Source organism: Deinococcus fonticola (genome assembly GCF_004634215.1).
Lineage (GTDB): Bacteria > Deinococcota > Deinococci > Deinococcales > Deinococcaceae > Deinococcus > Deinococcus fonticola.
This window is the reverse complement of record NZ_SMMH01000003.1, coordinates 42,271-59,869: the sequence shown is the minus strand read 5'-3', so window position 1 is coordinate 59,869 and position 17,599 is coordinate 42,271. Positions and strand designations below refer to the sequence as shown.

Below are 17,599 nucleotides of genomic sequence, written 5' to 3'. Positions count from 1 at the left end.
TGACTTATGAATCCGGTTTTCTTGAATATAGGGGGCTTTACGATTGCCTGGTACGGCCTGCTGATCATGCTGGGCGTGGTGGCGGGCATTTACGTGGGCACGAATTACGCGCGGCGGCGTGGGCTGAACGTCGACCTGTTCGAGCGCATGATCATGTGGATGCTGTTCTGGGGCATCGTGGGGGCGCGGATCGTGTTCGTGGCGACTTCGTGGCACATGTTCGCGGATATTCCCTTCCCGCGGGTGTTGTTCGACATCATCAACCTGCGGGCGGGGGGAATCAGCATTCACGGCGGCTTGATCGGCGGGGTGCTGGTGCTGCTGTACTTCGCGCGGAAGTACAGGATCAACTTCTACGAGTACGCCGACCTGGCGGTGCCGGGCGTGGCGTTCGGCATCATCGGCGGGCGGCTGGGGAACATCATGAACGGCACCGACACGGTGGGGCGCGTCACCGGCTGGCCCATCGGCTTCCGCTGGCCCGACAGTGCGCGGGCCTTCCATAACGGCATGTGCGTGAAAGACCCGCGCCCGGACATGGACCTGTCGCAGTACTGCCAGAACATCAACGGGCAGATGGTCATGACCGCGCCCGTCCACTTCACGCAGTTGTACGGCGTGATTATCGGCATCATCCTGAGCATAGCCGCCTTCTACTGGCTCAGGTCACGCAAGCCCGGCTGGGCCTTCTGGCAGTTCTGGCTGTGGTACTCCATCCTGCGGGCCGGGTGGGAGGAAACCTTCCGCCTCAACCCGCTGACCGTCAACTCCTACCTGAGTCAGGGGCTGGATAAGCCCGGCATCGGCCTGTGGACGGACACACAGGTGTTCAGCGTACCGCTGATTCTGGTCAGTATTTACATGCTGTGGCGCATTCGCCAGCGGCCCGACACGACGGTGGAAGTGCCCGTGGTGAAGACGGGGGACGTGAAAACCACCTGAGGTTGGTGCTGCGGGGGCCGGACGCGCAATCGTGTCCGGCCCCATTTGTTTTCTCCGTGGTGCGTTAAACTGGCGCGTTATGGTGCGTGTTCCCTCTCCCCGGCAACGGGTGAAACCTGAAGTCATGAGTCCCGTGGGGGGCTTTCCCCAGTTGAAAGCCGCCGTGGAAGCTGGGGCGGACGCCGTGTTCTTCGGTGTGAATCCGCTCCAGGGTGACCGCCGGGCCGACGGCACGGGCGCCGGCTTTCACGCCCGCGCGAAGGTGGGCTTCGAGGCCGAGGCATTGCCGGACATCATGCGTGACCTGCACGGGCGCGGGGTTATGGCGTTCGTGACCTTCAACGTGCTGGTGTTCGACCGCGAACTGCGCGACGCCGAACGGCAACTCATTCACCTGGCCGAGTCCGGCGTGGACGCCCTCATCGTGCAGGATCTGGGCGTGGCCAAACTGGCCCGCGAAATCTGCCCTGACCTCCCCATTCACGGCAGCACTCAGATGAGCATCACCAGCGCCGAGGGAGCGGAACTGGCCCGCCGTTTCGGCGCCAGCCGCGTGGTGCTGGGCCGCGAACTGAGTTTGCAGGACATCGGGCGCATTGCCCGGGCCACCGACATGGAACTGGAAACCTTCGTTCACGGCGCCCTGTGCGTCAGCTACAGCGGCCAGTGCTTCTCCAGCGAGGCGTGGGGCGGGCGCAGCGCCAACCGGGGCCAGTGCGCCCAGGCCTGCCGCCTCCCCTACGAGATGATCGTGGACGGCGAATACCGCGACCTGGGCGACGCCCGTTACCTGCTGTCTCCTGGTGACCTGTACGCGCTTCATCAGGTGCCGGAACTGGTGCGTATCGGGGTGGACTGCCTGAAAATCGAGGGGCGTTACAAGGACGCCGAATTCGTGGCCCTGACCACCGCCGCGTACCGCAAGGCCGTGGACGAAGCGTGGGCCGACCTACCCCTCAGCGTCACCAGGCAGGAAGAACAGGATCTGGAACAGGTGTACTCGCGTGGGCTGGGGCCGCACTTCATGGCCGGCACGAACCACCAGACCGTCGTGCGCGGCCGTGCCCCCCGGCACCGCGGCGTGCGCGTCGGCACGGTCACTGGCCTGACCGAGCGCGGCGTGCTCGTCAGCCTGACCGAAAACGTGAAACCCGGCGACGGGCTGGTGTTCGACCCCGCCAACTGGCGCAAGCCGCAGGGCAAAGAAGAAGGCGGCTTCGTTTATCAGGTCAATGATGCGCCGGGCGGCAGCCGGCAGGCTGAAAGTCAGGTGGAACTTCGCTTCGGACGGGGCGCCATCGATCCCTCGCGCATTCGGGTGGGTGATCCGGTGTGGCGCACGCAAGACCCGTCCCTGAACGCACGGGTCAAGCCGCTGCTGGACGCCGCCGATCCTGTGTACACGCGCCCGGTGTCGGCCCATTTCGTGGGGCATGTGGGGCAGGTACCCACCCTGACCCTGACCGACGAGCAGGGGAGAAGCGTGACCGTCAGCGCCGAAACGCCCCTCTCGGAAGCGAGAAACCGTGCCCTGGACGAGGCGACCCTGACCGAGCAACTGGGCAAACTGGGCGGCACCGGGTTTCACCTCGCTGAACTGACGGCGGATCTGCGGGGAGCGGCGTTCCTGCCGGTTTCTGCCCTGAACGCCCTGCGCCGCGAGGCCGCCGACCAGCTCACGGAAGTGCGCCGGCAACTCCCGGAACGCCGCGCCGCGCCGCACCTTCAGCATTCACTGGCCGCCGTGGCACCATCCCACGACCTCCATTCCATGGTTCACGAGCCAAAACTCCACGTCCTTGTTCGCACGCCCGAGCAACTGGACGCCGCGCTTGAGCAGCGCCCGGACAGCATCACGCTGGACTACCTGGAGTTATACGGCCTGAAGCCCAGCGTGGAACGCGTGAAAGCGGCGGGCATTCCCGTGCGGGTCGCCAGTCCGCGCATTCTGAAACCCACCGAGCAGAACCTTCAGAAATTCCTCCTGAGTCTGGAGGCCGGAATTCTGGTGCGCTCCGGCGGTCTGCTGGAGGGGCTGCAGGGCGTGAACGGCCCGCAACTGATCGGGGACTTCTCGCTGAATACCGCGAATGTCCTGACGGCGCGGGGCCTGCTGGACATGGGCCTTACGCGCCTCACGCCGACGCACGACCTGAACGCGCAACAGATCGCGGAACTGGCCGGGCTGGTGGGGCCGGAGCGGCTGGAGGTCATCGCCTACCAGCACCTGCCCGTGTTTCACACCGAGCATTGCGTGTTCTGCCGTTTCCTGTCGGAGGGCACGGATTACACCAACTGCGGTCACCCGTGCGAGTCTCACCGTGTGGCCCTGCGCGACGAGAAGGGCGTTTCTCATCCGGTCATGGCGGACGTGGGCTGCCGCAACACGGTGTTCGAGGGCCGCCCCCAGGTGGCCGGGACGCACCTTCAGGACTGGCTGGGCGCGGGCCTGCGGGACTTCCGCCTGGAGTTCGTTCACGAGACGCCGGAGCAGGTGCGGGAGGTAATTCAGACGCACCGGGCCTTCCTGAACGGCGAGATCAGCGGCGTGCAACTGGAAGCGCGTCTGGCCCAGGTGACCGATCAGGGCGTGACCGAGGGCAGTTTATTTGTGCCGGACGGTTTTGATGTGCTGCCGCCGCTGCCCATGCTGTAAAGCTTGACCAGAATCGAGGCGGGCTTTCTGGCCGGACAGATACAGACTGGTACAGCCGATTTCCCGCGCAGGCCAGCCGAGGACTCGTAAAGCAGTTTGCCGTGCGGGTGGCGGTACTTGCCCGGCACACGAGCGCGGCGCGAAAAACTGTTCTAAGGCTGTTGCCCTTTTTGCATGGCTCCAATAATGGCGTCCAGGCCGACGTCCAGGCCGCCTCTGGGGCCGCTTTTGCCGAAAGTTCCGGCCGCTTCCAGGCTGGCGAAACCGTGCAGGAATGTCCAGAGGGCGACGGCGTGGTCGGTGTCGTCGGGGTGGCCGCTGACTGCGCCGACCAGTTGCAGCAGGGTGTTCCAGAGCTGCTTTCCGGCGCTGGCCTGGAGTTGTTCGGGGGTCAGTTCGCTTTCTTTAGCCAGGAGCAGCGCGTACAGGTGCGGGTGCGTGCGCGCGTAGGTCAGGTAGGCGTCGGCGGCCTGGCGCAGCGCAGTGGCAGGGGGGCTGCTTTGCGCGGCCTGCTGAAGTTCGTCGCGAAGGTTCAGGGCGGCCTGGTCGCCCAGGGTGCGCAGCAGGGTGTCGCGGCCCTCGATGTGGCGGTACAGACTGCTGGCGCGAACGCCAAGAGCTTCGGCAAGGGTTCGCATGCTGAGGGCTTCGGCTCCGTTCTGTTCGACGATTTCCTTTGCGGCCCGGGTGATCTGTTCAGGGGTGAGTCTGGCGGGGTACGGCACGGTGAACAGTGTACGTCTTGACGGTCTTCTCGGAATTGCGTACAGTGTTCGCCATCAAAACTAATGATGTTCGTCTTACTAGGGCAGGAGTTTGTTCTCGACCCCAATCGAACCCCTCAGGAGCCTCCCCATGACTCAGCCTCCCGTTCGTACCGCTCTGCTTGGCCTCATCAACACCTACCTCGTCCCGGAAAAAGACGGCCTGACCCTCATCGACACGGGGATGCTTTCACTCGTTCCCCGCATCCTGAAGAAGGCCGCGCAGCTGGGCCAGCCGATCACGCGAATTGTCCTGACGCACGGCCACGACGACCACGCGCTGGGCCTCGATGGCGTCAAACGGGCCTATCCGGAAGCGCGTGTGTTCATGCACCAGGCCGAGGCTGCCAGCCTGACCCGCCTGAACGTCGAAACACGTCCGGACAGGGCCGTGCGGGGCGGGGAACAGCTCGGTTCGTTGCAGGTCATCGCCGCGCCCGGTCACTCCGAAGGCCACCTGGCGTACCTGGATCCCCGCGACGGCACGCTGTACGCCGGGGACGCCTTCGTGAACGTGCCTTCCCTGCGCGTAGCCACGGAACTCCATCCCCTGTTCCCCATGCCGACGTTCGCAACGTGGAACGCCGACGCCGCCCGGGCCAGCGCCCGCACCCTCACTGAACTGCACGGACTGAACTGGCTGGCGTTGGGGCACGGCCAACCCATTCGTGCGCCGCAACAGGCCATGCGTACCGCACTGCTCCGGGCAGAGCAGCAGATTCCGGTGACCGGCTGGCAACTGGCGCTGGCCCACCGCATCAATACCCTGTCGGGTGGAGCAAAAGGACACATTTAAGTCCCTCCCACGCCGCAGTGTTCAGAGGGCAAAAGTGCTAGCCTCTGACGTTATGAGCCGCGTCGCCCTGAAGTCCGCCCGCGAAATCGAGATCATGCGCCGAGCCGGTGGGCTGGTGGCCGAAACCTTCCGCCTGCTGGAACCCCACGTGAAACCCGGCGTGACGCTCAAAGAGCTTGACCGCATGGCCGAGGAGCACATCCGCAAAGCCGGCGCGGTGCCCGCCTATGTCGGCTATGGCCCGCGCAACAATCCCTTTCCTGCCACCCTGTGCATGAGCGTGAACGAAGTGATCTGCCACGGCATTCCCAGCGACCGCGAGCTGAAAGAAGGCGACATCGTGGGCGTGGACATCGGTGTGTTGCTCGACGGGTACTACGGTGACGCCTGCTACACGTACAAGGTCGGCCAGGTCGCGCCGGAAGTCGACGCCCTGGTGGAAACCACCCGGCAATGCCTGCAAGCGGGGCTGGAAACCGTGCGGCCCGGCTCGCGCACCGGGGACATCGGCCACGCCATCCAGACCCTCGCCGAAAGTCGGGGCTTCAGCGTGGTGCGTGAGTACACCGGCCACGGCATCGGCAAACGCCTGCACGACGAACCCACCATCTATCACTGGGGGGCGCGCTACACCGGCCTGAAGCTCCAGCCGGGTATGGTGTTCACCATCGAACCCATGATCAACCTCGGCCAGCCCGACACGCGCCTGCTCGACGACGGCTGGACGGTCATCACCGCCGACAAGAAACCCAGCGCCCAGTTCGAGCACACCCTGGTGGTCACGTCCAGGGGGTACGACATCCTCACCCTTTAAGGCACGCCAGGTCACGTCATGAATTCCATCGTTGTCCCCGACCTGCACGGCTGCCCGCATTTCCTGGACTGGGTGCTCCTGAAGTACCCGGGCCGCCACCTGATTCTGCTGGGTGACCTGATCAACCGTGGCCCGGACGCCCGGCTGGTCATGCGAACGGCCCTGAACCTGGCCCGTGAGCGCCGCGCCACCCTGCTGTGGGGCAACCACGAGGACTGGGCCTGGGCCGCCACCGCCAGACTGAAATTCCCCGCGCAGGAACGCTGGTTTAAAAGCAAAGGCCGCGAACTGCACCAGGCCTATGACGGAGACGTGAAAGCCTGCATGGCTGACCTGACGCAATTTGCCCTGTTCGCCCACTCTTACGTGGTCGAGGGGGACATGCTGTGCGCCCACGCCGCCCGCCCCAACCTGGGCCGCGACCCACAGGACGTGCTGGACAAACGCTGCCTGCGAGACCGCCCGGACAGACGCCTGCTGCCGTTGCCGGTGCAGTTTTTCCCGAACCTGCGGTATTCCGTTCACGGCCACACCGTCATGCCAGAGCCGCTGGTCGACCTGGGTGGAAAAGGCGTCGTCTACCTTGACCTGGGCAGCGCCAAGACCGGGAAATTCTGCGTCTGGGACTCGGTCAAGCGCGAGGTGGCATCGTATGGTGAGTGATGCGGTCAAGCCGCCCACGGCGCCGAAAATCCCGAAGAAGCCCCTCCCGCCCCTTGATGTTCAGTTGCTGGAAGATGAAACGGTCATCCGGGGCCGCCTGATCAGTGGTCTTGACCTGACCGGCCGTGAACTCCGGGCAGCCTCCTCCGAGAATTGCGTGTTCCAGCGCGTCAACCTGATCGGCACATCCTGGCAACAGCTGCGCCTGCTGGACGTGAGCTTCGAAGAGTGCGACCTGAGCAGCGCCAGATGGCCGGAAGCCAGCCTAGAACGGGTTTCTTTTACGGATTGCCGCCTGCTGGGGTTCCAGAGCCCGCAAGCCCGTTGCCGCCACGTGCGGTTCACGCGGGTTCAGGCCGGGCTGGCCCTGTGGTACAAACTCGACGGTAAAAACGTCTGGTGGCAGGACAGTGACCTGAGCGAAGCCTCGTTTCTGGAAGCCAAATTACCGGGGGCGGTGTTCCGCATGTGCAAACTGCACCGCACGGACTTCCTGGGCGCGGCGCTGACCGGGGGCGACCTGCGCGGCTCCGACCTCACGAAAACCCGCCTGGGCCTGCGCGAAGTGGCGGGGTCACCGTCGAGGCTGCGCAACTCCTCGACCTCGCCTACCTGCTGGACGTGACCGTAAAGGCGTTAGAAGAGAATTGACGGCTCCCGCCTTGAAAAGCCCCAATGCCGAGCGGCGGTGCTTCGAGGGGACAAGCGTCATTCGGAGAACGGCTGTAACAGCCCTGCAGCTGGCCCCTCTCCTGAAAGGAGGGCGGCCCGGAGCGCCAGAGCCTCTTAAACCTGAACTTTTTCCCGCCCCGGCTCGAACACTTCACGCAGGAAAGCGCCCTGCGTCAGCACGTTCTGGGCGGCGTGGTGATCCTGGCGTAGGGCGTCGTCTACCCCCCGGCTGATGAGTTCCAGTTGCTCGCGCAGCAGCCCCTCGGGGTCATGGCCCTGTGCCCGAAGCTGAGCCTGTGCGGCTGGCGTGACCCTCAGGTAGCTGCGCAGGGTGGCGGGCAGGTACTCGAACCGCGCCTGCTTGATCAAGAATGCGGCTCTGGCGTCGAGCTTCGTGCCCTGCGTGTCCTGAAGGCGGCACAGCAGGGCCAGCGCATAAAGCCGGTGCGGTTCGGGCAGGCGCAGGGCTAGCGCCGCCGCGTCCTCCGGCAGGGGCGGCCCCTCTGTCCCGGACAGCCTTTCTGGCATGGGCGGCGCGGCGTGCTGCAACCTCAGTTTCTCCATGGTGTGGCGGTGAATGAGTTCGCGCCGCAGCAGCGGAAACCCGAACACCATACCGAAAAACCCCAGCGGAACCAGCACTTCTTCCATACGTGACCTCCAGCGTGAACCCAGCCTAGAGGGGCAGGAGGGGGGCTGGCGTCCACCGAAAGAGGGACGGGCGAAAGGGGAAGCGGGCAGCGTTACAATGCCGGGCATGACGGGCATTTCACGCCGGGGGGCACGCGCATAACAGGCGTCGTGTTCAGGGGAAAACGCGTTCGTGAACTCTCGGCCGATGCCGCCGTGAGCGTCGTGGACGTGTTCAAAAGTTACCGCGACACCCACGGTCAACCCACGCCAGTGCTGCATGACATCGACCTGGACATTCGCCGGGGCGAGTTCTTCAGCCTGCTGGGGCCGTCCGGCTGCGGAAAAACCACGCTGCTGCGCATTCTGGCCGGCTTCGAGCAACCGGACTCCGGCGCGGTGGTGATCGGCGGGCGGGACATGACCGGCGTTCCCGCACACCAGCGGCCCGTCAACACCGTGTTCCAGAGTTACGCCCTATTTCCCCACCTGAGCGTGGCCGACAACGTGGCGTTCGGCCTGAAGCAGAAGGGCGTGCGCGGTCAGGAACTGAAAACCCGCACGGAACGCGTGATGGAAACGGTGCAGATTGGCGATCTCGGGAACCGCAAGCCCGATCAGCTTTCGGGCGGTCAGCGGCAACGTGTGGCCCTGGCCCGCGCCATCGTGAACCAGCCCGAAGTGCTGCTGCTCGACGAACCCCTTTCCGCGCTTGACCTGAAACTCCGCAAGCAACTGCAAGTCGAACTCAGCAACCTGCAGGAACAACTGGGCATGACCTTCGTGTTCGTGACGCACGACCAGGAGGAAGCCCTGGTCATGAGTGACCGCATCGCCGTCATGAACAGGGGGCGCATCGAGCAACTGGGCCGCGCCGAGGAACTGTACGAGCGGCCCCGCAGCGCCTTTGTCGCCAGCTTTCTGGGCAGCAGCAACCTGATTCCCGGCACGGTCACGGACATTCAGGCCGGTGGAGCCATCATCCAGACCGAATTTGGCCCACTGCGCACCACCCAGACGCAGGGCATGACCACCGGACAGCCGGTTACCCTGTCCATTCGCCCCGAAAAACTGCGCATGGAGCGCGACATGGAGACCGAAGGCAACGAAATCCGCGCCCGCGTCGACGACATCGTTTATACCGGAGCGGAAAACCAGTACCTGCTCGAGGCGAACGGCCAGCGCCTCATTGCCTTTCAGCTCAACACCGATATCGGCGCCGATGAAGACTTCGGCTATGACGAGGAAGTCGCGCTGTACCTGCCGCCTGCCAGCCTCGTGGTGCTGGAGGAAGGGTGAAGGGGCTTGACCCGCGAGGCGTGTGGCGTGCATTGGCTTTCGCTGCTCGACAGACCGTAAGCTACAGCTCGCAAGCCGGGGCCAGGGCGTGACCGTTCGCCGTTTCCTCGCCACGCTTGGCCCCGGGGTAGTCTGGCTGGCGGCGTTCCTGGTGGTTCCTGCGGTGATCATGTTCGGGTATTCGCTGCTGACCCGAACCGACTTGGCGCAGGTGGGGGGGCCGTGGACGCTGGAGAACTGGCAGCGCGTGTTCGGGTACGACGCGCTGTTCAGGGAGTGGATTCCCGACAACCTGCGCGTGCTGTGGCGTTCCCTGTGGCTGGCGGCCCTGAGCACACTGCTCTGTGTGCTGATGGGGTACCCGCTGGCGTTCTTCATTGCGCGGCAGGACGACCGGCGCAAGAACCTGTTGTTGCTGCTGCTGATTATTCCATTCTGGACAAATTTCCTGATTCGCGTTTACGCCTGGATTCTCATCCTGCGCCCGTTTGGCCTGGTGCCCAGCATGACCGCCACGTTTCTCGGCATGGTGTACGCCTTCCTGCCGTTCTTCGTGCTGCCCGTATATGCCAGCGTCGAGAAAGTCGACTGGCGGCTCCTCGAAGCGGCGCAAGACCTCGGGGCACCGCCCACGCGCGCTTTTATGAGCGGCGTGTTCCCGCAGACCCTGCCGGGGCTGGTCGCCGGCATTCTGCTGACCTTTATTCCCGCGCTCGGCATGTTCGTCGTGTCGGACATCCTCGGCGGCGCTAAAACGGCCCTGATCGGCAACCTCGTCCAGAACCAGTTCGGCCAGGCTGGCGACTGGCCCTACGGCAGTGCGCTGAGCTTCCTGCTGATGGGCGTCGTGCTGCTCGGCCTGTGGCTTTACGCCCGCACCGCCGGACAGAAAGGCCTGGAGGAACTGCTATGAAAAGTCGCACCCATCCGGCCCTGACCGCCTGGGCGTGGCTCACGTACGCTTTTCTGTACCTGCCTATTCTGGTCTTAGTCGTCTTCTCGTTCAACGACAGCAAGTTCGGGGCGACCTGGGCGGGATTCACCACGAAATGGTACGGGGTGCTGTTTGCGCGGGAGGACGTGCGCGAGGCGGTGCTGAACACCTTGCTGGTGGCGGTCACGAGTACGGCGGTCAGCACGGTGCTGGGGACGCTGATCGGGTTCGGGTTGTGGCGCTACGATTTCCGGTGGCGCACGCCGCTGACGTTTCTGCTGGTGATGCCGATCGTCATTCCGGATGTGGTGATGGGCGTGATGTTCCTGATGTTCTACGCCATCGTGCGCGGGCTGCTGGAGCGCAGCGGCTGGACCTACGAGAACGGATTCTGGACCGTCATGTTCGCCCACGTGACCTTCCAGATCAGTTACGTGGCGCTGACGGTGCGTTCGCGCCTTGCGGGGTACGGGCGGGAACTGGAGGAAGCCGCCGCCGACCTGGGGGCCAGCCCCATCCAGTCGTTCCGTCAGGTCATTCTGCCGCTGGCGTTGCCGGGCGTGCTGGGCGGCGCCCTGCTGGCCTTCACGCTCAGCCTGGACGACTTCGTGGTCACGTACTTCACCAGCGGCTCCGGGTTCAAAACGCTGCCCGTTCTCATTTACACCGCCGTGAAGAAAGGCGTGACGCCCGACATCAACGCCCTGAGCACGCTGCTGATTCTGTTCACCGTGCTGGCCATTCTGGTGGCGAATGTCCTGCTGCGGCCCCGGAAGGAAAGAGCATGAAACGCGCCCTGCTGCTGGCCTTGCTGCTGCTGACCGCGTGTCACCGGGTGGAGAAGAAGGACACGGCCACCGAGGGAAACGGCACCACCACGCCGAAACCCACGCTGAAGGACGACGGGAAGACGCTGCGGATTTTCATGTGGTCCGATTACATCGACCCGGAAATCGTCAAGGATTTCGAGACCGCGAACGGCGTGAACGTCGTTATCGACACTTACGAGAGTAACGAGGCCATGATCGCCAAGTTGCAGGGCGGTGGGGCCAGTTACGACCTGGCGAACCCCAGCAATTACGTGGTGCAGACGATGGTACGGGCCAAGTTGCTTCAGCCCCTGCAAAAGGAGCAGTTGAGCAACTTCAGGAACCTGCTGCCCGGTTTCGTGAGCCCAAATTTTGACCGGGGCAACGAGTACTCCATTCCTTACCAGTTCGCCGCGACCGGCCTGGCGTACAACTCTGCCCGTTTCACACCGCCCAGGATGAGCTGGAACCTGATTTTCGGCCCGCAGGACAGCATCCGTTTCGCCCTGCTGGACGATCCCCGCGAGGTGATCGGCGCGGCCCTCAAGTATCTGGGCTACTCCGTGAACGCCACGAAACCCGAGGAACTGCGCGCTGCCCGCGACCTGCTGCGCAAAACCGTGCAGAAAAGGGGGTTCGAGTCCTTCGCGGGCGGCCCGGAAATTCGGAACAAACTGCTGGCGGGCAGCATCGACCTGGGACAGATCTACGTCGGTGACCTGCTGCAGGGCGCCGCCGAGAACGATAAGTTGCACGTCTTCATTCCCCGGGAGGGCACCACCATCAGCACCGATACCCTCGTCATCCTGCGCGGCAGCCCCAACCCCGCGCTGGCCCGCAAGTTCATGGATTACGTGCTGCAACCCGGCGTGAGCGCAGCCATCAGCAACTACACGTATTACGGCAATCCGAACGCCAGGGCCCAGCCGCTGCTCGACCCGTTCCTCAAGGATCAACCTGCCTTCAACCCCCCCGCCGGGGAATTCGCCAGCGGACGCATCGAATTCATCAACGAACTCCCCAGAGGCAACCCGCCGCGCCTGTACGACCGCATCTGGACGGACTTGAAGAGTCGCTAGTGAAAGTGCCGTCCTTCTCTCCCGGTTGTGTCACGGGGCTAAGCACCGGGTGCCTCGGCTTTTTCTTCGGTGGCTGGTTTCTGCTGCTGTTCCTGTGGCTTTCGGGCACGGGCCTGAAAGAAAGTGTCAGCCAGTACTACCACTCGGCCACTTACCCAACTGTTCAGGGAGTGGTGGTGCAGTCTGAACGAATTGACGGCCAAAAACATGACACCTGCCATTACCGTTACCGGTACGTGGTGAATGCACAACCCTATGAAGGCACTGAAATGGGCGTGGAAGGGCAGGATTGTTGGGCGTTCAGTAAGGTTCCTCACGAGACAGGGGCCACTGTGAAGGTGTACTATCAGCCGGAAAATCCTGCACAGTCCTTTGTCGGACGCTGGTTTCCGTGGAACACCCTCCTTGTTTTTGCCATGATGCTGGGAATGCTGTTTGGGGTTTTCTTGACGGCCTATCAGATGAGCAGGGGGCAGGTACGTTGGAAGTGATTCCCTCACCCTTCCGTGTGGGCCGTTTCGCCCCGAGTCCGACCGGGGCGATGCACCTGGGGAATGCACGGACGGCTTTGCTGGCGTGGCTGCACTCCCGTTCACTTGGTGGAGCCCATCTCCTGCGCTTCGAGGATCTGGACGTGGGGCGCGTGCGGGAATGGGCCTTCGACTGCACGCGGCGCGACCTGGAATGGCTGGGCCTCGACTGGGACACGGAGTTCATTCAGTCGCAGCGACTGGACTTGTACGCGCAGGCGCTGGCGCGACTGGACACCTACCCCTGCACCTGCACGCGCCGGGAAGTGCTGGCCGCCATTCAGGACAGCGCCGGCGCCCCGCACGGCGCGGAACCCGTTTACCCCGGCACGTGTCGTCCCGGCTCAGGTCGTCCCAAATTAGGCGGCACGGCACCAGGCCGCACAGAACCGGTCAACCCGGCGCGTCCCGCCGCGATCCGCTGGCGGGTGCCTGACGAGCAGGTGTGCGCCCATGACAGCTGGACAGGGGAGACGCTGTGCCAGCACCTCGCCGCTGACGTGGGGGACTTCGTTCTTCGCCGCAACGACGGCGCTTACGCCTATCACCTGGCGGTGGTGGTGGACGACGCCTTGATGGGCGTGACCGACATCGTGCGCGGGGTCGACCTGTGGCCGGCCACGCCCCGGCAAATGGCGCTGCAACAGGCGCTGGGTTACCCGACCGCGCGCTACTTTCACGTTCCGCTGCTGACCGATTACCACGGCGAACGCCTCGCCAAACGCGGCGGCGCACCGCCCGTCAAGGATTTACGCGAACGGGGCGAGAACCCCCGGCAGGTTCTGGCCCAGCTCGCGCAGTCCCTCGGCTGGCCCGTGCCGCAGGAAGTCAGTGCGCCGGAGCTGATTCCGGTATGGCGGGCTTCACTTGGCGCTGAGTTGCTTTAGCCAGTCGGTCAGGTCGTTCAGCGGCCGGGCCTCCATCGGCCCCAGCGTGGGGATGCCGCCCTTCATGGGGGCCAGCGAGTGGCCCAGGCCGGGGTAGACGATCAGTTTCGCCTGGGTGTTGCCGCTGGCCTGCACGGCCTGTAAGGCTTTCCGGGCGCCGTCCAGAACAGTCTGGGCGTCCAGTTCGCCGTGCAGCATCAGCACCGGGCCCTGGTAGCCGGGCAGCAAGGTGGTGACGGAGCCGAATTTCTCGGCGTCCGAGAGGTACAGTACCTCCTGCGCGGGCAGGCCGGGCAGGTTGGGGAACGGAGCAAACAGCGCTTCCAGGTGCGCTTTCAGGTCACGGTCAATGTTCACGCGGCCCTGCGCGTCCGGGTTGAGGCTGGGCGCGAACACCCACGAGTCTCCTTTGGGCACCAGGCCCAGACCGTCCGCCTGACTGGCCGGCGGAATGCCCAATTTTTTGAAGGTGTCCAGCAGCTCGGGAATGGTCAGGAAACCGTCCCTATCGGTGTCGAACAGCTGGTGCAGTTGCGCCAGGGGGCGATCCACCAGCTGAAAATGCAGGGTGTCACGGAAGGAATGGCCGACCGTACCGATCAGCACCAGGCCGCGCACCAGCTGGGGGTGCTGGCGGGCAAGGCTGGCGGCCAGCATGGTGCCTTCCGAGTGGCCCAGCAGGTAGACCTGCGCGGGGTTCACGGCGCTGAGGGTGCGGGTGTGGTTCAGCACCGTGAGCGCGTCCTTCAGGTAACCGCTGACCGTAAAGGCCGCGCCCATGCGCTGCGCCGCCGGCAGTACCTGTGGCCCCACGCCCAGCACGCCGCGCTTGTTGAAACGCACCACCGCGAAGCCCTGGCTGTTCAGTTGCTGCGCGAGTTGCAGAAACACCGCGCTGCCGCCCGGCACGCCCGCCACCTGCGCGGGCAGGGTTTCGTTCAGGTCGTTGGGGCCGCTGCCGTGCAGCAGGATAACAGTGGGGAAGCGCTGGCCGGGTTTCGCGCCGACCGGCAAACTCAGTTCGCCGCTCAGCACCGCGCCGTCCGCCGTTTTGAAGGTTAGGGGCTGGGTGTTCTGCAAGGTGATTTGTGCGGCGGGTGGGGGAGGGGGCGTGGTCATGTCAGCAGTCTCCAGCTATTCTACTGGCCATGCCAGCGCAGCCTGCAAGTAGCCTGCCGGACGGAGTCGTTCAGTCGGAGGCCACCGCCCGCGCCCTGATCGATGCGGTCGTCAGTAATGAACTTTCCGCTTTCCGGCAGGGGCCACTCAGTCCCGCCGAACTGGCGGCGCAGACGCAGCAGCCCGTATACCGCGCCCTGCGCTGCATTCGCAAATGGGAAAAAATGGGTGTCCTGCGCGTCCACTCCGAGCACAAACGGGCCGGGCGACCCATCCGGCGCTACGCCCTGAGCGCCCCCAGTTTCTTCATTCCCGCCCAGGTGCTGCCGCTGGAAGACGTCGCCGGGATCATCAGCCGGCCGCTGGAACAGCAGCTTCATGCCCACGTGGCCCATGCCCTGAGGGACGTGGTGGGCCTGCAAGGCAGCGAGGTCTTTTTAGAACCGCGCCGTTACGGGGCATTTCTGGTCAGTGCGCCGGGGCAGGTGTGGGACGGCAGCGGTGAGAATCTGCCGGTGCTGGCCAACCGCTGGGCCACCCTGAAACTGTCCTACGCCGACGCCTGCGCCATGCGGACCGAACTCGACGAGGTGTTCGCCCGCTACGCGGACAGGGCCGGCCCGCAGACCTACTGGCTGCACCTGCGCCTGGTGCCGGAAACCAGCAAAGCCTGAGCTTTAAAGCAGGACGAAGAATGGAGCGCGCTGTGGAGGGGCATCCCAAAGCACTCCATTCTCTCCTTCAGGGCTGTGCCAGTTCGTCCTGCTCGTCCGAATTCACTCGCTCTCTGCGAGCTGTACCAGTCTGCTCGGACAGAAAAGACCATGTTTCTTGGTCTTTGCTGTCAAATGCTTTACAGCCGCGTGCGTACCTCCCACAACTCGGGGAACAGCACGATGTTCAGCGCCTGCTTGAGGTAGCCCACACCACTGGTGCCGCCCGAACCGCGTTTGAAGCCGATGGTGCGCTCCACGGTGGTGACGTGGTTGAAGCGCCAGCGGCGGAAGTTGTCTTCCACGTCCATCAGTTTTTCGGCCAGTTCGTACAGGTCCCAGTAGGTGTCGGTGTCGCGGTACACGGCGATCCAGGCGTCCACCACGGCCTCGTTCAGGGTGTACTTCTCGGCGTAGTTGCGCTGCAGCACCTCGTCGGGGACGTTCAGGCCACGCGCGGCCACCAGGCGCAGGGCCAGGTCGTACACGCTGGGGCCTTCCAGGGCGGCTTTCAGGGGATCATGCAGATCCGGGCGGTGCGCGTGTGGGCGCAGCATCACGGGGTTGCGGTTGCCCAGCAGGAACTCGACCATGCGGTAGTTCTGTGACTGGAAGCCCGACGCCTGCCCAAAGGCGCTGCGAAATTCCAGGTAATCGCTGGGCGTCATGGTTTTCAGGACTTCCCAGGCGTTCGTCATCTGCTCCTGCGCCCGCACCACGCGGGTCAGCATCTTCAGCGGGGCGTCGGTAATGCCCTGTTCCAGCAGCTTCATGGCGGCCTGAATTTCGCGCACGATCAGCTCCAGCCACACCTCGGAGACGTGGTGAACGGCGATGAACAGGTGCTCGTCGTGCGCCTGGGTAATGGGCTGGTGGGCGGCATGAATCCCATCCAGGTGCAGGTAATCCCCGTAAGAAAGGCTGCGTGTAAAGTCGCTGTAGGCCTGCTCGGCGGAATTCTTGTCGTTCATGGCCGGCTTGTCGTTCATGGCTGGCCCTCCAGCACTGCGCGGATGCCCAGGACAGCCCGCTCCACATCTGCGTGGCGGTGGTACAGCGGTGTGAACCCGAAGCGCAGGATGTCCGGCGTGCGGAAATCCCCGACGATGCCGCGCTCGATCAGCTTTTTCATGACCTGCTGGGCGTCCGGGTGGCGGTAACTGACCTGGCTGCCGCGTTCCTCGTGGTTCAGCGGCGTGACCAGGGTGAGGGGGTACTGCCCCGTCAGCGGTTCCATCAGGCGAATAAAAGTGTCCGTCAGCGACAGGGATTTGCGGCGCAGGGCGTGCATGTCCACGTCGGAAAAGACATTCAGGGCTTCATCCAGCGCACTTAAACTCAGCACCTGCGGGGTGCCCACCACGTACCTACGCGCCCCCGCCGCCGGCGCGTAGGCGCGGGCCATCTCGAAGGGGTCGGCGTGGCCCATCCAGCCGCTCAGAAAGACCGGCGCGGACCCGTGGTGCCGCTCGGCCACGAACAGGAACGCCGGCGCGCCAGGCCCGCCGTTCAGGTACTTGTACCCGCACCCCACCGCGAAATCCGCGCCGCAGCCGTTCAGGTCGACCGGGAACGCGCCCGCCGAGTGGGCCAGGTCCCAGACGGTCAGAATGCCCAGTTCACGCGCCCTGGCGGTCAACCCCTTCATGTCCAGTTTGCGCCCGGTGCGGTAATCCACTTCCGTGAACAGCAGCGCGCCCACGTCCGGGGTCAGGTGCTCCATGATCTCGGTGTTCCGGCAGGAGCGCAGTTCCCAGGTGTCGCCCAGCAGTTTGTTGAGGCCCTGCGCCATGTACAGGTCCGTGGGGAAGTTCTCGGTGTCGGTCAGCAGCACGCGCCGCTCGCCGGCCATGCTCATGGCCGCCGCCAGCGCCTTGAAGGTGTTCACGCTGGTGCTGTCCCCCACTGCCACCTCGTTCGCGTTCGCGCCGATCAGGCCGGCCAGTTTTGCGGCGACCCGGTCCGGCAGCCCCATCCAGTCCTGCGCTGCCTCTGCGTTGCGCGTCCAAGAGCGGATCAGGTGCTCGCCCCACTCCTGCTGTGCCACCTGCGCCAGTCGGGCCGGCACGGCTTTCGGCAGGCACCCCAGGCTGTTGCCGTCCAGGTAAACGATGTCCTCCGGCACGCTAAATTCGTCGCGTTTGTGTCTCAGCGTGTCCTGCGCGTCCAGTTGCTGTAAATCGGTGGGAAGTTGCGAAGTCATCAGTCACCTCAGGGAAAGAAGTCGGAAAGTGAAAACCAGGTTCTTTCCGGTTCAGCGTGGCTGGCCCAGGTTGGCACACCACCAGTCGC

18 protein-coding genes are annotated in these 17,599 nt (G+C 64.5%); 13 read left to right on the top strand and 5 right to left on the bottom strand.

Features of this window, described 5'->3' with window-relative positions; genetic code table 11:
• Positions 1 to 6 precede the first annotated feature (6 nt).
• Positions 7 to 942, top strand: a complete 936-nt coding sequence (locus E5Z01_RS02615) for a prolipoprotein diacylglyceryl transferase (RefSeq protein ID WP_135227954.1) — start codon at positions 7 to 9, stop codon at positions 940 to 942.
• A 79-nt stretch (positions 943 to 1,021) separates the two neighbouring features.
• Positions 1,022 to 3,598 carry a U32 family peptidase gene (locus E5Z01_RS02610; protein ID WP_420810825.1) on the top strand — a complete coding sequence of 859 codons (2,577 nt, stop codon included), beginning with the start codon at positions 1,022 to 1,024 and terminating at the stop codon, positions 3,596 to 3,598.
• 152 nt (positions 3,599 to 3,750) lie between these two features.
• Here the strand turns inward: E5Z01_RS02610 and E5Z01_RS02605 are convergent, their stop codons facing one another.
• On the bottom strand, positions 3,751 to 4,323 hold the full coding sequence (locus E5Z01_RS02605; RefSeq protein WP_240738145.1) for a TetR/AcrR family transcriptional regulator: 573 nt from the start codon (positions 4,321 to 4,323) through the stop codon (positions 3,751 to 3,753).
• 130 nt (positions 4,324 to 4,453) lie between these two features.
• Between E5Z01_RS02605 and E5Z01_RS02600 the strand changes: the two genes are divergently transcribed.
• Genes E5Z01_RS02600 through E5Z01_RS02585 form a run of 4 tightly spaced genes read left to right on the top strand, consistent with a single transcriptional unit; the run spans position 4,454 to position 7,260 of the window.
• Entirely contained in the window at positions 4,454 to 5,158 is a 705-nt protein-coding gene (locus tag E5Z01_RS02600; RefSeq protein WP_135227952.1) for an MBL fold metallo-hydrolase, read from the top strand.
• A gap of 52 nt (positions 5,159 to 5,210) precedes the next feature.
• The gene (gene map / locus E5Z01_RS02595) at positions 5,211 to 5,972 is read left to right on the top strand and encodes a type I methionyl aminopeptidase (protein WP_167757734.1); all 762 of its coding nucleotides are present in this window, start codon (positions 5,211 to 5,213) and stop codon (positions 5,970 to 5,972) included.
• 18 nt (positions 5,973 to 5,990) lie between these two features.
• Entirely contained in the window at positions 5,991 to 6,635 is a 645-nt protein-coding gene (locus E5Z01_RS02590) for a metallophosphoesterase (protein WP_135227950.1), read from the top strand.
• Positions 6,625 to 7,260 (top strand): pentapeptide repeat-containing protein, encoded by a 636-nt coding sequence (locus tag E5Z01_RS02585; protein WP_135227949.1) that lies wholly within the window; start codon positions 6,625 to 6,627, stop codon positions 7,258 to 7,260. The genes E5Z01_RS02590 and E5Z01_RS02585 overlap by 11 nt, the downstream gene beginning before the upstream one ends.
• Positions 7,261 to 7,421: 161 nt before the next feature.
• On the opposite strand, the gene E5Z01_RS02580 is transcribed toward E5Z01_RS02585, so the two are convergent.
• Entirely contained in the window at positions 7,422 to 7,958 is a 537-nt protein-coding gene (locus E5Z01_RS02580) for a hypothetical protein (RefSeq protein WP_135227948.1), read from the bottom strand.
• Positions 7,959 to 8,108: 150 nt separating this feature from the next.
• On the opposite strand from E5Z01_RS02580, the gene E5Z01_RS02575 reads away from it, so the two are divergent.
• The 6 genes from E5Z01_RS02575 (at position 8,109) to gluQRS (ending at position 13,475) form a co-directional block, all read left to right on the top strand.
• Complete coding sequence (locus tag E5Z01_RS02575; protein ID WP_240738144.1) at positions 8,109 to 9,236, top strand: ABC transporter ATP-binding protein; 1,128 nt, start codon at positions 8,109 to 8,111, stop codon at positions 9,234 to 9,236.
• A gap of 88 nt (positions 9,237 to 9,324) precedes the next feature.
• On the top strand, positions 9,325 to 10,149 hold the full coding sequence (locus E5Z01_RS02570) for an ABC transporter permease (protein WP_135227947.1): 825 nt from the start codon (positions 9,325 to 9,327) through the stop codon (positions 10,147 to 10,149).
• Positions 10,146 to 10,958: an ABC transporter permease gene (locus E5Z01_RS02565; RefSeq protein WP_135227946.1), complete on the top strand. Its 813-nt coding sequence runs from the start codon at positions 10,146 to 10,148 to the stop codon at positions 10,956 to 10,958. Before E5Z01_RS02570 ends, E5Z01_RS02565 begins: the two co-directional genes overlap by 4 nt.
• Positions 10,955 to 12,058, top strand: a complete 1,104-nt coding sequence (locus E5Z01_RS02560) for a polyamine ABC transporter substrate-binding protein (protein WP_135227945.1) — start codon at positions 10,955 to 10,957, stop codon at positions 12,056 to 12,058. The genes E5Z01_RS02565 and E5Z01_RS02560 overlap by 4 nt, the downstream gene beginning before the upstream one ends.
• A complete protein-coding gene (locus E5Z01_RS02555; protein ID WP_167757733.1) occupies positions 12,058 to 12,549 on the top strand; it encodes a DUF3592 domain-containing protein in 492 nt (163 codons plus the stop codon). The genes E5Z01_RS02560 and E5Z01_RS02555 overlap by 1 nt, the downstream gene beginning before the upstream one ends.
• A 17-nt stretch (positions 12,550 to 12,566) precedes the next feature.
• Positions 12,567 to 13,475, top strand: coding sequence for a tRNA glutamyl-Q(34) synthetase GluQRS (gluQRS, locus tag E5Z01_RS02550; protein WP_276321223.1), 909 nt, complete (start codon positions 12,567 to 12,569; stop codon positions 13,473 to 13,475).
• Here gluQRS and E5Z01_RS02545 read toward each other — a convergent pair.
• Positions 13,452 to 14,594: an alpha/beta fold hydrolase gene (locus E5Z01_RS02545; protein WP_135227942.1), complete on the bottom strand. Its 1,143-nt coding sequence runs from the start codon at positions 14,592 to 14,594 to the stop codon at positions 13,452 to 13,454. The two genes, gluQRS and E5Z01_RS02545, sit on opposite strands and share 24 nt — an antisense overlap.
• A gap of 29 nt (positions 14,595 to 14,623) precedes the next feature.
• Here E5Z01_RS02545 and E5Z01_RS02540 point away from each other — a divergent pair, with 29 nt between their 5' ends.
• Positions 14,624 to 15,268, top strand: coding sequence for a helix-turn-helix domain-containing protein (locus E5Z01_RS02540; RefSeq protein WP_167757732.1), 645 nt, complete (start codon positions 14,624 to 14,626; stop codon positions 15,266 to 15,268).
• 179 nt (positions 15,269 to 15,447) lie between these two features.
• Here the strand turns inward: E5Z01_RS02540 and kynA are convergent, their stop codons facing one another.
• The gene (gene kynA, locus E5Z01_RS02535) at positions 15,448 to 16,296 is read right to left on the bottom strand and encodes a tryptophan 2,3-dioxygenase (protein ID WP_240738143.1); all 849 of its coding nucleotides are present in this window, start codon (positions 16,294 to 16,296) and stop codon (positions 15,448 to 15,450) included.
• On the bottom strand, positions 16,293 to 17,510 hold the full coding sequence (gene kynU, locus E5Z01_RS02530; RefSeq protein ID WP_135227941.1) for a kynureninase: 1,218 nt from the start codon (positions 17,508 to 17,510) through the stop codon (positions 16,293 to 16,295). Before kynU ends, kynA begins: the two co-directional genes overlap by 4 nt.
• Positions 17,511 to 17,599 lie beyond the last annotated feature (89 nt).

Bases quoted from the DNA above. Each gene is read 5' to 3' on its own strand.
- E5Z01_RS02585 (WP_135227949.1), top strand. From the start codon at position 6,625: ATGGTGAGTGATGCGGTCAAGCCGCCCACGGCGCCGAAAATCCCGAAG.
- E5Z01_RS02590 (WP_135227950.1), top strand. From the start codon at position 5,991: ATGAATTCCATCGTTGTCCCCGACCTGCACGGCTGCCCGCATTTCCTG.
- kynA (WP_240738143.1), bottom strand. From the start codon at position 16,296: ATGAACGACAAGCCGGCCATGAACGACAAGAATTCCGCCGAGCAGGCC.
- E5Z01_RS02560 (WP_135227945.1), top strand. From the start codon at position 10,955: ATGAAACGCGCCCTGCTGCTGGCCTTGCTGCTGCTGACCGCGTGTCAC.
- E5Z01_RS02540 (WP_167757732.1), top strand. From the start codon at position 14,624: ATGCCAGCGCAGCCTGCAAGTAGCCTGCCGGACGGAGTCGTTCAGTCG.
- E5Z01_RS02545 (WP_135227942.1), bottom strand. From the start codon at position 14,594: ATGACCACGCCCCCTCCCCCACCCGCCGCACAAATCACCTTGCAGAAC.
- kynU (WP_135227941.1), bottom strand. From the start codon at position 17,510: ATGACTTCGCAACTTCCCACCGATTTACAGCAACTGGACGCGCAGGAC.
- E5Z01_RS02565 (WP_135227946.1), top strand. From the start codon at position 10,146: ATGAAAAGTCGCACCCATCCGGCCCTGACCGCCTGGGCGTGGCTCACG.
- E5Z01_RS02615 (WP_135227954.1), top strand. From the start codon at position 7: ATGAATCCGGTTTTCTTGAATATAGGGGGCTTTACGATTGCCTGGTAC.
- E5Z01_RS02600 (WP_135227952.1), top strand. From the start codon at position 4,454: ATGACTCAGCCTCCCGTTCGTACCGCTCTGCTTGGCCTCATCAACACC.
- E5Z01_RS02610 (WP_420810825.1), top strand. From the start codon at position 1,022: ATGGTGCGTGTTCCCTCTCCCCGGCAACGGGTGAAACCTGAAGTCATG.
- E5Z01_RS02580 (WP_135227948.1), bottom strand. From the start codon at position 7,958: ATGGAAGAAGTGCTGGTTCCGCTGGGGTTTTTCGGTATGGTGTTCGGG.
- map (WP_167757734.1), top strand. From the start codon at position 5,211: ATGAGCCGCGTCGCCCTGAAGTCCGCCCGCGAAATCGAGATCATGCGC.